This window comes from Caldimonas caldifontis, from assembly GCF_002930615.1.
Lineage (GTDB): Bacteria > Pseudomonadota > Gammaproteobacteria > Burkholderiales > Burkholderiaceae_C > Caldimonas > Caldimonas caldifontis.
This window is the reverse complement of sequence record NZ_PSNX01000006.1, coordinates 1-12,496: the sequence shown is the minus strand read 5'-3', so window position 1 is coordinate 12,496 and position 12,496 is coordinate 1. Positions and strand designations below refer to the sequence as shown.

20 protein-coding genes are annotated in these 12,496 nt (G+C 68.1%); 3 read left to right on the top strand and 17 right to left on the bottom strand.

Annotated elements, in window-relative coordinates:
* Nucleotides 1-40: 40 nt before the first annotated feature.
* From C1704_RS07840 to merR, 13 genes are all read right to left on the bottom strand, one after another.
* Nucleotides 41-427, bottom strand: a complete 387-nt coding sequence (locus tag C1704_RS07840) for a DUF6362 family protein (protein ID WP_104302182.1) — start codon at nt 425-427, stop codon at nt 41-43.
* Complete coding sequence (locus C1704_RS07835) at nt 420-629, bottom strand: hypothetical protein (protein ID WP_104302181.1); 210 nt, start codon at nt 627-629, stop codon at nt 420-422. Before C1704_RS07835 ends, C1704_RS07840 begins: the two co-directional genes overlap by 8 nt.
* A 1-nt stretch (nt 630) precedes the next feature.
* Nucleotides 631-1,107: a crossover junction endodeoxyribonuclease RuvC gene (locus C1704_RS07830; RefSeq protein ID WP_104302180.1), complete on the bottom strand. Its 477-nt coding sequence runs from the start codon at nt 1,105-1,107 to the stop codon at nt 631-633.
* A gap of 142 nt (nt 1,108-1,249) precedes the next feature.
* Entirely contained in the window at nt 1,250-3,532 is a 2,283-nt protein-coding gene (locus tag C1704_RS07825; protein ID WP_104302179.1) for a phage/plasmid primase, P4 family, read from the bottom strand.
* Nucleotides 3,516-3,770: a helix-turn-helix domain-containing protein gene (locus tag C1704_RS07820; protein ID WP_104302315.1), complete on the bottom strand. Its 255-nt coding sequence runs from the start codon at nt 3,768-3,770 to the stop codon at nt 3,516-3,518. Before C1704_RS07820 ends, C1704_RS07825 begins: the two co-directional genes overlap by 17 nt.
* Nucleotides 3,767-4,513: a hypothetical protein gene (locus C1704_RS07815; protein ID WP_104302178.1), complete on the bottom strand. Its 747-nt coding sequence runs from the start codon at nt 4,511-4,513 to the stop codon at nt 3,767-3,769. The genes C1704_RS07820 and C1704_RS07815 overlap by 4 nt, the downstream gene beginning before the upstream one ends.
* On the bottom strand, nt 4,510-4,977 hold the full coding sequence (locus tag C1704_RS07810) for a DUF6511 domain-containing protein (protein WP_104302177.1): 468 nt from the start codon (nt 4,975-4,977) through the stop codon (nt 4,510-4,512). The genes C1704_RS07815 and C1704_RS07810 overlap by 4 nt, the downstream gene beginning before the upstream one ends.
* 11 nt (nt 4,978-4,988) lie before the next feature.
* Nucleotides 4,989-5,615 (bottom strand): hypothetical protein, encoded by a 627-nt coding sequence (locus tag C1704_RS07805; RefSeq protein ID WP_104302176.1) that lies wholly within the window; start codon nt 5,613-5,615, stop codon nt 4,989-4,991.
* A 3-nt stretch (nt 5,616-5,618) separates the two neighbouring features.
* Nucleotides 5,619-6,437 carry an ATP-binding protein gene (locus tag C1704_RS07800; protein ID WP_211286898.1) on the bottom strand — a complete coding sequence of 273 codons (819 nt, stop codon included), beginning with the start codon at nt 6,435-6,437 and terminating at the stop codon, nt 5,619-5,621.
* Entirely contained in the window at nt 6,437-7,204 is a 768-nt protein-coding gene (locus tag C1704_RS07795; RefSeq protein WP_104302174.1) for a BRO-N domain-containing protein, read from the bottom strand. Before C1704_RS07795 ends, C1704_RS07800 begins: the two co-directional genes overlap by 1 nt.
* A 3-nt stretch (nt 7,205-7,207) precedes the next feature.
* A complete protein-coding gene (locus C1704_RS07790) occupies nt 7,208-7,687 on the bottom strand; it encodes a hypothetical protein (protein WP_104302173.1) in 480 nt (159 codons plus the stop codon).
* A 10-nt stretch (nt 7,688-7,697) separates the two neighbouring features.
* On the bottom strand, nt 7,698-7,961 hold the full coding sequence (locus C1704_RS07785; protein ID WP_028769813.1) for a helix-turn-helix transcriptional regulator: 264 nt from the start codon (nt 7,959-7,961) through the stop codon (nt 7,698-7,700).
* A 182-nt stretch (nt 7,962-8,143) separates the two neighbouring features.
* Nucleotides 8,144-8,557 (bottom strand): Hg(II)-responsive transcriptional regulator, encoded by a 414-nt coding sequence (gene merR, locus C1704_RS07780; RefSeq protein ID WP_053822773.1) that lies wholly within the window; start codon nt 8,555-8,557, stop codon nt 8,144-8,146.
* Between the two features lie 41 nt (nt 8,558-8,598).
* Here merR and merT point away from each other — a divergent pair, with 41 nt between their 5' ends.
* Genes merT through C1704_RS17765 form a run of 3 tightly spaced genes read left to right on the top strand, consistent with a single transcriptional unit; the run spans nt 8,599 to nt 9,496 of the window.
* Nucleotides 8,599-8,973 (top strand): mercuric ion transporter MerT, encoded by a 375-nt coding sequence (gene merT, locus C1704_RS07775; protein ID WP_053822774.1) that lies wholly within the window; start codon nt 8,599-8,601, stop codon nt 8,971-8,973.
* An 11-nt stretch (nt 8,974-8,984) separates the two neighbouring features.
* Complete coding sequence (merP, locus tag C1704_RS07770; RefSeq protein ID WP_053822775.1) at nt 8,985-9,278, top strand: mercury resistance system periplasmic binding protein MerP; 294 nt, start codon at nt 8,985-8,987, stop codon at nt 9,276-9,278.
* The gene (locus C1704_RS17765; protein WP_082371571.1) at nt 9,275-9,496 is read left to right on the top strand and encodes a GDCCVxC domain-containing (seleno)protein; all 222 of its coding nucleotides are present in this window, start codon (nt 9,275-9,277) and stop codon (nt 9,494-9,496) included. The genes merP and C1704_RS17765 overlap by 4 nt, the downstream gene beginning before the upstream one ends.
* Before the next feature lie 9 nt (nt 9,497-9,505).
* Here the strand turns inward: C1704_RS17765 and C1704_RS07760 are convergent, their stop codons facing one another.
* From C1704_RS07760 to C1704_RS07745, 4 genes are read right to left on the bottom strand one after another with little or no spacing between them, the layout of a single operon-like run.
* Nucleotides 9,506-9,973 carry a hypothetical protein gene (locus tag C1704_RS07760; RefSeq protein WP_104302172.1) on the bottom strand — a complete coding sequence of 156 codons (468 nt, stop codon included), beginning with the start codon at nt 9,971-9,973 and terminating at the stop codon, nt 9,506-9,508.
* A complete protein-coding gene (locus C1704_RS07755) occupies nt 9,970-11,388 on the bottom strand; it encodes a recombinase family protein (RefSeq protein WP_104302171.1) in 1,419 nt (472 codons plus the stop codon). Before C1704_RS07755 ends, C1704_RS07760 begins: the two co-directional genes overlap by 4 nt.
* Nucleotides 11,385-11,858 (bottom strand): DUF2924 domain-containing protein, encoded by a 474-nt coding sequence (locus tag C1704_RS07750; protein ID WP_104302170.1) that lies wholly within the window; start codon nt 11,856-11,858, stop codon nt 11,385-11,387. Before C1704_RS07750 ends, C1704_RS07755 begins: the two co-directional genes overlap by 4 nt.
* Nucleotides 11,855-12,082, bottom strand: coding sequence for a hypothetical protein (locus tag C1704_RS07745; RefSeq protein ID WP_104302169.1), 228 nt, complete (start codon nt 12,080-12,082; stop codon nt 11,855-11,857). The genes C1704_RS07750 and C1704_RS07745 overlap by 4 nt, the downstream gene beginning before the upstream one ends.
* Nucleotides 12,083-12,496: the final 414 nt, after the last annotated feature.

Genomic DNA, 12,496 nt, shown 5'->3' with positions numbered 1-12,496 from the left:
CGCGGATGCACGATCCCACCCGCCAAATCACGCCAAAACACTACGCCGTCAAGGCGACGCCGTTGAGGTGATCGGCCACCAAATGCAACGCCCGCTGCCACCGCCGCCAAGCCGTGGTCCGGTCGCAGCCGAAGCGGGCGCAGATGTCGCGCCAGCGGTGGCGCTCGGCGCGCATCCACACGAGATGCCGCTCTTCTTCCTCCAGCCACAAGACCCAGCGCATGGTCTGGAGCATGCGCTCGATGGCCTCGGGACTGGGCGGGAAGCGCCGGATGGTCGGCTCGGCCCCCAGCGTCTCCCAGGGCATGCGCCGGATCGCGGGCCAGGTGTTGAAGTAGCCCTGCACGCGCACGGGCGGCAATCGGTGGGCGGTGATGGCCGCCTCCCGGAAGCGTTCGGCCACACGCTCGACGGTCCACTCAGCCATGGCGTGCCTCCCGTGCACCGTAGAGCCGCTCGCCGATTCGGCGGATCAGCTCGCGCTCCGTCCAATCGAGCCGGTCATCGTCGAGGCAGACGACGAGCAGGCGTTGCTCGCGCCAGCCGCGGCGCTTGACGGCCTCCACGTCCATCGGCTCGGGCTGCAGGCGCCCCAGCGGGCAGCGGTAGCGAGGGGTCGGGAGGTCCATCTCATGCCTCCTGCGCCGCGTCGTGCTGCTGGATGGCCCAGTGCAACAGCGCCAGGGCGTCGGCTTCGTTGTCGTCGGCGGGCTGATAGCCGCGCGCACGCATGGCCACCATCATCTCGTCCTTGCTCGCATTGCCCTTGCCGGTGACGTGCTTCTTGATCGTGCCCACCGGCACGCCCTGGTAGGGAATGCCGTGGTGCTCGCACCAGGCCGTGAGCGTGGCCAGGAACCCGCCGTAGGCGTGCGCGGCATCGGTGGAGGCGTGGCGGCGCACTTCCTCGAAGTACAAAAACTGAAGTTCAGAAACCGATGTCTGAATTTCAGAAATCCAACGGCCAAAGCGCAGGTAGCGCATGCCGCCGCCTTCGAATCGCTGTGGCTTGAAGGATTGGCTGCCGCTGGTGATGCGGCCGGTGCGGTCGCGCAGCGCCCAACCGCTGGTGGTGCCCAGGTCCAGGGCCAGGATCGTGGTGTGCATGGTGTCAGTCCTCGTTCGGTGGGGACTGACGCATCCGACGCACGATATCGATTACTCCCGTGAGGCGCGCGCACGCGCACGCGCGTAGAGACTTACGATGTACAGCGTCAGATGCGTCAGTCCGGCAGGGGGTCATGGGTGTTCAGTCGTCGGCATAGGGGGTGTAGGCGGGCTGCGTCGGGTGCTTGAGGCCCACGCCACGAAAGCCCCGGATGCCGGCGGCGTTGCGCCATTTCTCGACGCCGCGGGTGATCAAGAGGTCGGAGAAGCGGCGCTGCGAGCCGACGAACTCGCCAGCGGCCTCCGCCCACTGCTTCCAGTCGCTGAACAGTTCGGCCGTCAGCGACTTGGCATTGGCCTCGCGCACGCAGCGCTCGTCGAGCCAGCGGCCCAGCGCGTCCTCGGCTTCGAAGTACTCTTCGGTGGCGGCCACCACCTGCGGCGGCGGATCGAGCCGGCCCAGGCGCTGCCAGGCCAGGCAGCCCTCCAGCGCCCAGGCCAGGATCCCGTCGCGCTCGGCGAGCAACTTGTGCTGCAGGTGTTTGTCCCGCCGCTCGGGCGGCACGGTGATCGTGAAGGGGATCAGGTGCAGCCGGCGCTTCATGGCCTCGTCGATGTTGCGGATGGCGGGCTTGTGGTTGCCGGCGACGAAGAGCTTGAACTGCGGCCAGAACTCGAAGAAGTCTTGCCGCATGAACCGCGCCGAGATCTTGTCGCCGCCCGTGAGGCTCTTGACCTTGGACTCGGCCCAGCGCCGCCCTTGCTCGGTTTCGATCGCCGCTACGAAGCGCGCGCCGCGCAACCCCGCCATGTCGGTCGGATGGCGGTCGGTACGCGTCTCCATGAAGGTGTCCATTGGCGCGTTGGCGGCGTAGTCGCCCAGGATCGTGGCCAGGGTGTTGACGAACACCGATTTGCCGTTGGCGCCGGTGCCGTAGAGGAAGAACAGCGCGTGCTCCTGGGTGGAGCCGGTGAGCGCATAGCCCGCCATGCGCTGCAGATAGGCTTGCAGTGCCGCATCGCCGCCGGTCACTTCGGCGATGAACTGCCGCCAGGTCGGGCAGTCGCCGCCGGGCGTGGCGGTCGTGATCTTGGTCATGCGGTCGGCGCGGTCGTGTGCGCGCAGGCGGCCCGTCCTGAGGTCGACCACGCCGCCTGGGGTGTTGAGCAGCCAGGGATCGGCGTCCCACTCGGCGGTGGTCGCGGCGTGGCGGCGGTCTGCGCGAGCCAGGCGTTCGACGCCGCCGACGGTGCCGGAGGTGGCCAGCTTGGCCGCCAGCTTGGGGTTGTCGGCCTGGAGGGCCGCGTGTCGGCAGACACCGCGGATCAAGTCGGTGGCCGCCAGCGTCTCCTCGTTGCGCCAGCGCCGACCGTCCCACACCAACCAGCGGCCCCAGGCCGCCACGTAGCGCCAGTCGCGGTGGTAGCGCCGGGTGAAGGCCAGCGCCAGGGCATCTTCGGTGCCCCACACCGATTCATCCGCGCCGATCACCGGCTCGCCGGGGTCCGCAATGTCATGCACCTGCACACGCGGACCGTGGGCGAGGAAGGCCGCGACGTCGAAGCCCTCCATCACGGCGTCCGCCGCGTCCCAGCCGTCCGCCGCTTCCTCGGGCGGGTACAGGATGTGGCAGGTCTTCGCGCCCGCCGACAGAATCGCCTGGGCCGCCTGCACGGCGTACTCCCAGCCCGGCTTGTCGCGGTCAGGCCAGACCAAGACGGCCTTGCCCGCCAGCGGCGACCAATCGGTCTTGTCCACGGGCGCATTCGCCCCGTGCATCGCGGTGGTGGCGCACACGCCGGCGTCGATCAAGGCCTGGGCGCATTTCTCGCCCTCGACCAGCACGACCTGGGCGGCGTCCTGGATCCCCGGCTGGTTGTACAGCGGCCGCGGCTCGGGCGGAGCCATCTTGCGGCGGCGCGCGTCCCAGGGCCGGAACTCCTTCTTGCGCCCGGGCGGGTCGTAGCGGTAGACGACGGCGATGAGGTGCCCTTGTGCGTCGAGGTAGTCCCACTTGGCGGTGGCGGGACCCAGGTCGTCGACCGGGGTCTCCTTGGCAGCCTTGCGCGCCGGGGCCGTGGGGGCACGGCCGACGAGGTCCTCGGCCAGGTCGAGGACGCGGGCGAAGTCGCCGTGCACGTCCATGCCGAAGTGGGCGCCGATCAGGTGGAACACATCGCCGCCGTCGCCGGTGGCTCGATCGGTCCACAGTCCCGCCTTGTCGCCGTCGAGCACGACCTCCAGGCTGTCGCCCGGGCTGCCGAGCACGTCGCCGATGACGAACTTGCCGCGGCGCGTCCGACCGGCGGGGAACAGGGTGAACAGCACCGCTTCCAGCCTAGCGAGCAGGGCGGCGCGCACGGCCTCGCGGCGCTCGGACGCCGGGATCTCGGGCACGGGCGCGGTGTCATTGAAGTCCAGCATCCGCCTCCTCCTCGTGCACTGCGTCGGCCGTGTGCAGGGCTTGGCTTTCCTCCATCCACGCGATCAGTTCGCTCAGCTTGAAGCGCAGCAGCTTGCCGACCCGGTAGTGCGGCAGGCCGAGACGCCGGCGCTCCTTGGCGTGGGTGAGCCAGTAGAGCGGCAGATTCAGCGTCAGCGCCGCCTCGCGTGCGTCGATCAGGCGCTCCCCGAGCACCTGGTGCAGCGGTGTGTCGTTCATGCCGCGGCCCTCCAGCACCGGTCCTGCCACGGGCACATCCGGCACTCGACATGGGTGGGATCTACGATCCCCCGCGGCAGCAGTTCGCCCGCCTCGGTGGCCGTGATGACCTTCACGGCCCGGTCGGACATGCGCTGCGCCAACGCCGCATCGAACGGCACCAGCTCGGCGTGGATCTCCATCGTGTCGGCGTTCACCGCCGTGAACAGCGCCGGGTGCGCGTGCAGCCCCAGGTAGGCCTGGTAGAGCGCCACTTGCGCGGCGTAGACCGGCTTGGCCACCGCGAGTCGGTGCCTCTCCAACTCGCGCCACGATTTGGCGCCCAGGCACTTGTTCTCCCACAGCGCCGGGTAGCCGGAACCGAACCCCAGGTCGGGCCCGGCGACGAGCACCCCATCGACGTGGCCCTGCAGGCGCCCGTCGAGCGCCGAGAAGCCGAACTGTTCGCCCGCGTCGTTTCGCGTGCGCAGATCGAAGCCCGCCGCGCGCAGCCATCCGACCATGCAGTCCTCAGAGACGCGCCCGCGCTCGAAGACGCGCAGCATGCGACCGTCGGTCTCGCGACCCGGATCGACCGGGGCGTCGGCGACCTCGTATTGCAGCGCGCGCTCGCACGCGGCCCCGAGGCGCGAGGCGCCCAGGTAGCCGCGCTTGCCCTGTTCGGCGCGGGCACGCTGCATCCCGGCGTCGATCAGCGCCGTGAGCTGACCCGAGAGGCTCGCGGTGGCGTTGAAGTCCATCATGACGTCACCTCCCACGGCAGGTCGTCCTCGAGATCGGCGAAGGGATCGGACACCGGGTGCTTCAGCCCGCGCACCGGCGGGTACTTGGTCGCCTCGTGGTGCTCGACCATCGCCTCCGTGTAGCAGGTGACGATGGCGTCGATCACCCGCAGGGCCTCGTCCTCGGAGTACGCGCCGAGGGGCTTGTCGAAGCCGATGCTTTCTGCCGCCGCACCGAAGGCCTTGAGGCACTTCCTCATCGCGGCGAGTTCGACGTCAGACGGATCGATCATCGCGACCTCCCCGAGGGGTGAACGTCCGTCCCGCACCCGCAGCCAGTTGCCGTAGAGCGTGTGAAACGCCTCCTGGCAGCGCCACGAGCAGAACACCCAGTCGATCGGATAGCGCTGGGCGTCGCCCACCGGATGCCGAAGGTCCGAGTGGCCGTAGCCGCGCGCCTGTCGTTTGCAGACCCAGCACTTCACCGGCCCTCCTCTCACTGCGCCCAGGCCGGCTTGCCCGGCACGGCGGGGCGTTGCGGGGCGGCCGGCGGCATCGCACGGGGCGGAGTCGCCGCCGCCGGCGCGCCGGAGTGGCCGGTGCCCGACGCTTTGGGCGGCAGTCCCATCAGGCGGGCGTAGTCCGGGTGGTCGGGCTCGACGGCGCTCTTGATGACGTTCTTCAAGTCGCCGCGGCCGTCCTTCTCGATGTCGATGCGGGCGAGGAACTCGATGCCGTCGAGCTCGTGGAAGCCCTGGATGCGCCGCGCGGCGGCGGCCTGCGGCCCGTTGTCCTGGGGATGGACGTTGCGGGCGCTGTTGAGGATCGCGCGCACGAAGCTGCGGCCCATCTGGCCCCAGGCCGGGCCCTTCGGGGAATGCAGGCCGATGTTGCTCCAGAGCTTGCGCCGGGCGTACTCGCCCTCCAGCACCACGAACTCGGCCGCGAGATAGACCGAGCCGGTCTCGAAGCTTTGCGTGGCGTAGCCCCCGGTCCAGCCCTGGGCCGGGTCATCAAAGCCCCCGGGCTTGAGGGTCATGCGCACGCGGGCGAGCGTGCCCTTGGGGATGAGGTCGAAGCTGGGCTGCTGTTCGGCGTCGTTGAAATCGTTCCAGGCGGTCATGGTTTACTCCTTGGATGTCGGGATTCGAGTGGCGGCGGCGCACTTGTCGATCAGCGCGCGCAGGTTCGGCGGCTCCAGCAACTCGAGCTGGCCGGAGCGGTCCTTGGCCGGGACGCCGTAGGGGTTCACCGTGTGGCAGACGAAGGCGCGGTAGGACGAGCCGTCCTCGGCCTTGATCTCGGCCAAGGTGACGACTTCATCGACGATGCCGGGCAGTTCCGCCGCGGTCTTGGCGCCCTCGATCTGCGGCACGAAGACCTTGCGGTTGAAGTCGTCCAGGCGCTCGTCGAGGATGGCCACGAACACCACGTGCTTGCCGCGCGCGTGCTGCAGGTGGGTCAGCGCCCCGATGAGTTCCGAGCCGAGCAGGCCGTAGGCGCCCCGGGTGTCGGGCTTGCCGGTGCGCTCGCTGTAGGCCTGCGGCTGGGTCTTGGCCCAGACGAGCGCCAGGCGCGCGAGTACCGTGATCGAGTCGACGAAGTAGGTGTCGTACTTGGCGAGTTGACCGGGATCGCCGTAGCGCTCGCACACATGCCGGTAGTGCGCCTCGGAGAACGGCGCGTCGGCGGGCAGCGCCGGGTTCGGGCCGGCGAGGAACACCACGAGATCGCGGAACTCCGGCCAGGTGCTCGGGCGCACGCAGTCGCCGCGCCAGTCCTTGACGGCCAAGTCGCCAGCCTCGAGGTCGACGAACAGGGTCGATCCTTCCGGCAGCGTCTTGAGCTGGCTGGTCTTGCCGATGCCGCTCTTGCCTAGAAGCACGAGCTTCACGCCCTGCTTCTCGCGCAGCCGCTGGTCGGCGGTGATGATGGGGAGGGCCATCACGCCACCTCCTTCAGCCGCTCCGCGACCGCCGGGTTCCAGAGGATCTGGTAGCCGCTGTGCCCGTTGCGCGAGTACGGCATGGCTTCGGCCCAGGCCTCGCCGGCCTCGGTCAGCTCCCACTCGTCGCGCTCGTTGCGGAACTGCAGGCCGTGGCGGGCCAGGCGCTGGTTGGTGGCCTTGGCCGACAGGCCGAGCAGCCTGCCGAGCTGGGTGGCGTTGAGGGAGCAGATCGCCTCGTTCGCGGCGGTGTCCCTGGCAGGAAGGGCGCGGCGCAGCGTCTCGACCGCCAGGCCCGTGTTCTCCTGGATGCAGGTGAGCGTGGCCGCCATCGCGATGCCGGGTTTGACCCCCGGTACCTTGGCCACGGCCTCGCCGATCAGCAGGATCGAGCACACACGGTCTTGGGTCGGGGCAGGCAGGGCCGGTGTTCCGGACAGCACGTAGCGACCCGTCTTGCGGATCGCCGGCAGCACCTCGTGGGTCACCCAGCGCTTGAAGCGCTTGGCCTCGGGCTTCCGGCTGCCGAGGACCAGGCTGTACAGCCCGGGCTCGTTGACGACGGTCATCTCCTGCTCGCCGCCAGGGGTCGGAATTGAATTCCGGGCCTTTTCGTCGTCGTCCAGCCGGGCCACTGCCTTGTGGGTCTCGGGCAGGTGCAGGGCCGCACACACATCGGCCGCGACGAACCAGGGCTCACCTTGGGCGTCGGTGACCACGCGGACCGGCCGGCCTTCGAAATCGAACGGGATGAGTTCGGTGGGCATGGGTCAGTCCTCCGAGGTCAAGGTCAGCCGAAACGTCGGCTTGCCGGGCTTGACGGTGCGGGCGGCCTCGAACCCGGCGCGCAGTGCCGGCGGCCAGTTGGAGAAGCGCGATTCCGAGACGGAGTACTCGACGTCGAGGTAGTCCTCGACCTTCTCGCCGGCGGCGGCGATGCGCCGGGCGATGGCGGCCAGTTGCGCCTGGTCCCAGGAGACGCGCTTCGGGACCTCGACCGTCACGCGAAGCAGCCCGTCCTTCAGGTGCACGACGCCGAAGTCCTTGCCCGCCTCGAGGCGGGCAGCACGGGCCTGCTCGCCGTAGGCGGCCTCCAGCGCGGCGTCGAACTTGGCGCGGGCTTGTTTGAGCCAGGCGAGCGCTTCGTCCAGGTGGCGGCTGATCTCCGCCTTCTGGGCGGGCGGAAGCGCGGCGAGCTGGCCGACGGACATCGCGGCGATGTCGGCGGGGTAGAGGGTCAAATCGCTCATCGCACCCCCTTCAGCGCGCCGCGCGCTCGGAGGTCGAGTCGTGCAGGGCGCCACGCTCGAACTCGATGACCGACTCCAGGGGGTAGCTGACGCGCTTGGACAGCTTCAGGTAGCGCGGGCCCCGCCCTTCGCTGCGCCAGCGCTGCAGGGTCTTGGGGCTCAGGCCCCAGCGCTGCGCGAGCTCGTTCTCGTTGAGGACCCGACGGTCGCCGGGAGACAGGCTGTTGATCGCATCGACCGGCGACCGGGGGATGGTGCTTGCCGTTGTCGGCATGGAAGCCTCCTATGACGCTGTTGAGGAACAGGTGTCATTGCAGGCTTCGGGTGGCGAACCTTGGAGGGACCGAATGGCGAACCACGCGGGAACTTCGGGTTCGCCAAAGTTCTCGCCGATACGAAAACGGCGGGCACAAGGCCCGCCGTCATGGTCGAGGATCAGTCAAGGACGGCTGTGCGTCACTCCGCCTGCAAGGCGGCGATCAAGGGGCAGCGCACCCGGCCGCGAATGGCATTGCAGCGCTGCACGAGCTCGGACAGCGCCGCTTCGATGCGCTGCAGGTCAGCCAGTCGTTCGCGAACGTCAACGAGTTTGCGCTGAGCCTGCGCACGCGCCTCGGCGCAGTGCGATCCGTCCTCGAGCTTGAGCAGTTCGGACACCTCGTCGAGACTGAAGCCCAGCCGCTGTGCCGACTTGATGAAGCGGACGCGGCCAAGCTCGTCGGCGCCGTAACGGCGGATACTTCCCTGCGGCCGATCTGGTTCGGGCAACAGCCCCTTGCGCTGGTAGAAGCGGATGGTTTCGACATTGACGCCAGCCGCGCGCGCCAGCGCGCCGATCGTCATCGCCTCGATCTCGGGCGTGCTGTTCATGGTCTTGACTCCGTACTTAAGTACGGAAGTAAGCTTACTCCATGAAACCAGACACCCCAACTGCGCAAGGCAGTACCGGAGGCGGCCGTGCGGCGCTCGCGGCCGGATTCGTCTCGGCCATCCTCGCATCGACCTGCTGCCTCGGGCCATTGGTGCTGATCACGCTGGGCTTCTCAGGGGCATGGATCAGCAACCTGACGGCCCTCGAACCCTACCGCCCGATCTTCATCGGCGCGGCCCTCGTCGCGTTGTTCCTCGCCGGGCGACGCATATGGGCGAAAGCCCCGGCGTGCGAACCCGGACAGGCCTGCGCGGTGCCGTCGGTTCGGCGCGGCTACGAGCTGCTGTTCGGGATCGTGGTCGCCCTGGTGATCGTGGCGCTCGGCTTCCCGCTGGTCGCGCCCTGGTTTTACTGAACGGAGGTTTTATGAAGAGATTGCTTGGTTTTCCGATGCTGACGCTCGCCCTGATCGTGAGCGTGCCAGTCATCGCCGCGACAAAGACCGTCACCCTGTCAGTGCCGGGCATGAACTGCGCCGCCTGCCCGATTACGGTCAAGAAGGCGCTCGGCAAGGTGCCGGGCGTGGCCAAGACGGACGTGAACCTCGACAAACGACAGGCGACCGTGACGTTCGACGACGCGCGGGCGAATGTAGAGGCGCTGACGCGGGCGACCCAGGATGCTGGCTACCCCTCGACGGTGGTCGGGAGCGTGAAGTGACTGCCGTCGTTCTGGAATCGACGTTGACTTGTCCGGAGTGCGGTCACACCAAGACCGAGACCATGCCTACCGATGCCTGCCAGTGGTTCTATGAGTGCGAGGCCTGCCACGCCATACTCAAGCCCAAGCCCGGGGACTGCTGCGTCTATTGCTCCTACGGCACTGTGCCGTGCCCACCAATCCAGGAGCGTGGCAGAGGTAGTTGTTGCGCCAGCTGAGCGCCAGTCTCAAGCTGAAGGAAAGCCCAGCAGCCGACGCTGCTCGCCCCAGTCGCGAGGCAGCAGGTCTTGGCGGCCACGCAGCGTGTGCAGATTCAGATGCCGGGGCTGGCGTCCGTCCAGGATGGCCTCGACGATGTCGGGGGCCAAGAGGGTCAGGCGCAGCACCTCGGCCACCCAGCCGGGCTCCAACTTCAGGGCGCGGGCCAGGTCGGTCGTCGTGGGATAGCGCCCCTCCTCGAGCAGCCGCTTCCAGTAGAAGGCCTTGCCGAGCGTCTTGATCATCGGCGCATCCAGGCCGCCCGCGGTCGCAGCGGCGGACTCGGGCGTCGGCGGGATCAGGAGCTTGCGGTTCTGGCGGCGCTTGATCGTCAGCGGCACCAGCGTGACGCGCTGGCCATCGCTGACGTAGCTGCGGGCATCGGTTCCGACCTCGACGCGGATAGCGCGCTTGCGCGGGTTCGTCGTGGTGCTCATGCCGGTGTTTCCTCGGTCTGTGCGCTGGATTCCTCGACCAGCGGATGCGCGCCGATCTCGGGCCCCAATCCCAGCCAGCCGTCCTCGCGCCAGAGGATGTCGAGTCCGTGCTCATGCAGTTGGACCCGCTCGATCAGCAGCCGCGCGATGCGTTGCTGCTCGGCCGGGAACAACTGCGCCCACACGTCGCCGATGCGTCGCATCGCCACCACCACCTGCGCTTCATCGAGGGCAGCACCGGCCGGGTGGCGCTGGCACGCCCGCCAGGTGCCGATCAGCACCTCCGGCGCCGAGAGCGCCGCGTGGATCTGCGTCAACACCGCGTTCTCGATCTCGGCCGCGGGCAGATGCCCGACGTCCGGGGCGTCCGGCGCCAGGCTCGCGCCCGCGTTGCGGCGCTTGTGCAGGTAGGGGACGTAGTAGCGGTAGGTGCGTCCGCTCTTCTTCTTGACGAAGGTGTGCAGCATGCGCTGCCCATCGGGCGCGAACAGCAGCCCCGCGAGCAGGGCCGGATGCTTGGCGCGGTGCTCGCGCGGCGCCTGCTTGCGGCGCGCGATGAACGCGTGCGCGGCGTCCCACAGGTCTTGCGGCACGATCGCTTCGTGTTGGCCGGGATACCACGTGCCGTGGTTGCGGATCTCACCCAGGTAGATGCGGTTGCGCAGCAGCGCGAAGATGAACTGCTGGTCGATGGGTCGGCCCGTGCGCCGGCGCCCGCCTTGGGTCACCCAGGCCTTGGTGGTGTGCCCCTCGACCGCCATCTCCCGCACCAGCCGTGCAGCCGAGCCATGCTCGGCGTAGCGCCGGAAGATGTCACGCACGAGTGCGGCCTCGCGCTCGTTGACGACGAGCTTGCGATCGACGACGTCATAGCCCATCGGCGGCATTCCGCCCATCCACATGCCCTTTGCCTTGCTGGCGGCGATCTTGTCGCGGATGCGCTCGCCGGTGACCTCGCGTTCGAATTGGGCGAAGGACAGCAGGATGTTCAGCGTGAGCCGACCCATCGATGTCGTGGTGTTGAACTGCTGCGTCACCGACACGAAGGAGACGCCGTTGCGGTCGAACACCTCCACCAACTTGGCGAAGTCGGGAAGGCTGCGCGTCAGGCGGTCGATCTTGTAGACGACGATGATGTCGACCCGCCCGGCCTCGATGTCTGCCAGCAGGCGCTTGAGCGCCGGGCGGTCCACGTTGCCGCCCGAGTAGCCGCCGTCGTCATAGCTGTCATCGATGGCGATCCACCCCTCGTGACGCTGGCTGGCGATGTAGGCCAGCCCAGCGTCGCGCTGCGCTTCGAGGCTGTTGTACTCCTGGTCGAGCCCTTCGTCGGTGGACTTGCGCGTGTAGACCGCGCAGCGCTTCTTCACTGTGATGGGGATTGCCGGCGTCAGCGGTACTCGGTTCGACGTCATGCCGGCTCCTTCTTCTTGTCACCGGACTTCAGTCCGAAGAACACTGGCCCCGACCAGTGGGTGCCTGTGATGTGACGTGCGACGGCGGACAGGCTCTTGAAGCGTTGACCGCAGTAGTCGAAGTCAAAGGGGCCGCGTACCAGGACGCGGTGCTCGACGTCGTCGTACATCCGAGTCAGTACGGTGCCCGGCAGCAGGCGGTTGGCATCGCGCCGCAGCTGTCGGGGCAGGATGCCGGTCTCGCCGATCTCTTCGAGCTTGCGGCGCGTGGCGGGCTTCAAGCCGCCGAGGGCGCGCTCCTGGATCTTGTAGGCGAGCCGGCTCTCCAGCCAGGTGCGATGGTGGTGGTTCGGGCGCTCATCGAAGTGCTCGTCCCACAGCGCCCAGAGGCTGTCCATCGGCAGGTGCGGGAGCTGGGCGATGCGGGTGGCGATGGTGGTGGCGTCGGCTGGGGTTGCGTGTGCCGTCATGGGCGAACTCCGTTGTTGTTATCGGGGTTCGCATTCACGCGCTCCTGGCCGACGAAGCCAAGGCCAACCGCGTCGCTGTCGGCGGCGATTGAAGATTCAGATGGTGGCTGGTGCCGCCCGCGCAGCCGCAAGAGTGCGGCGGCAAGCAGATCAACGACCTCTTGGTGCGCGTGCCGTGGCCGGTCAGCAGCAGGAGAGAGGGAGACGGGTTCGAGTTCGTGCATGGCAAGCGTTCCTATGAAAAACGCTTGTCATGCTAGGAATCGAGGTGGCTTCGCGTAACGTGTTTCGGCGCGCTTGCGGGTAGTGGTGGCCACGCTCAGCGACGCGCTACGGTCAAGCAGTTGGCGTAGTAGTAGTAGGGCACCCCGTCTTCCGGGTCTTCACCGGTCTCATGCCGAGACTGCGTCAGTTCGTACTTCGATGTCGAGAAGTCGATGACGGATTTCACCCTCTTCTCGATCCAGTTCGAGCGATTCGTCAGCGTTGGGAGAACGACGTGGCAGCTTGCCTGTTTGTTGCTGCCATCATTGAGGCCAAGCTTCTGCCGAAGCTAGGGCCTGTTAACACATCCGCAGTCCATCAGCGACGAGAACGAAGGTGATGAAGCCGAGGAACATGATGTCGAGCTTTTCGAA

Coding starts and splice junctions, on each gene's coding strand:
- C1704_RS07840 (WP_104302182.1), bottom strand. CDS start 427: ATGGCTGAGTGGACCGTCGAGCGTGTGGCCGAACGCTTCCGGGAGGCG.
- C1704_RS07835 (WP_104302181.1), bottom strand. CDS start 629: ATGGACCTCCCGACCCCTCGCTACCGCTGCCCGCTGGGGCGCCTGCAG.
- C1704_RS07830 (WP_104302180.1), bottom strand. CDS start 1,107: ATGCACACCACGATCCTGGCCCTGGACCTGGGCACCACCAGCGGTTGG.
- C1704_RS07825 (WP_104302179.1), bottom strand. CDS start 3,532: ATGCTGGACTTCAATGACACCGCGCCCGTGCCCGAGATCCCGGCGTCC.
- C1704_RS07820 (WP_104302315.1), bottom strand. CDS start 3,770: ATGAACGACACACCGCTGCACCAGGTGCTCGGGGAGCGCCTGATCGAC.
- C1704_RS07815 (WP_104302178.1), bottom strand. CDS start 4,513: ATGATGGACTTCAACGCCACCGCGAGCCTCTCGGGTCAGCTCACGGCG.
- C1704_RS07805 (WP_104302176.1), bottom strand. CDS start 5,615: ATGACCGCCTGGAACGATTTCAACGACGCCGAACAGCAGCCCAGCTTC.
- C1704_RS07800 (WP_211286898.1), bottom strand. CDS start 6,437: ATGGCCCTCCCCATCATCACCGCCGACCAGCGGCTGCGCGAGAAGCAG.
- C1704_RS07795 (WP_104302174.1), bottom strand. CDS start 7,204: ATGCCCACCGAACTCATCCCGTTCGATTTCGAAGGCCGGCCGGTCCGC.
- C1704_RS07790 (WP_104302173.1), bottom strand. CDS start 7,687: ATGAGCGATTTGACCCTCTACCCCGCCGACATCGCCGCGATGTCCGTC.
- C1704_RS07785 (WP_028769813.1), bottom strand. CDS start 7,961: ATGCCGACAACGGCAAGCACCATCCCCCGGTCGCCGGTCGATGCGATC.
- merR (WP_053822773.1), bottom strand. CDS start 8,557: ATGAACAGCACGCCCGAGATCGAGGCGATGACGATCGGCGCGCTGGCG.
- merT (WP_053822774.1), top strand. CDS start 8,599: ATGAAACCAGACACCCCAACTGCGCAAGGCAGTACCGGAGGCGGCCGT.
- merP (WP_053822775.1), top strand. CDS start 8,985: ATGAAGAGATTGCTTGGTTTTCCGATGCTGACGCTCGCCCTGATCGTG.
- C1704_RS07760 (WP_104302172.1), bottom strand. CDS start 9,973: ATGAGCACCACGACGAACCCGCGCAAGCGCGCTATCCGCGTCGAGGTC.
- C1704_RS07755 (WP_104302171.1), bottom strand. CDS start 11,388: ATGACGTCGAACCGAGTACCGCTGACGCCGGCAATCCCCATCACAGTG.
- C1704_RS07750 (WP_104302170.1), bottom strand. CDS start 11,858: ATGACGGCACACGCAACCCCAGCCGACGCCACCACCATCGCCACCCGC.
- C1704_RS07745 (WP_104302169.1), bottom strand. CDS start 12,082: ATGCACGAACTCGAACCCGTCTCCCTCTCTCCTGCTGCTGACCGGCCA.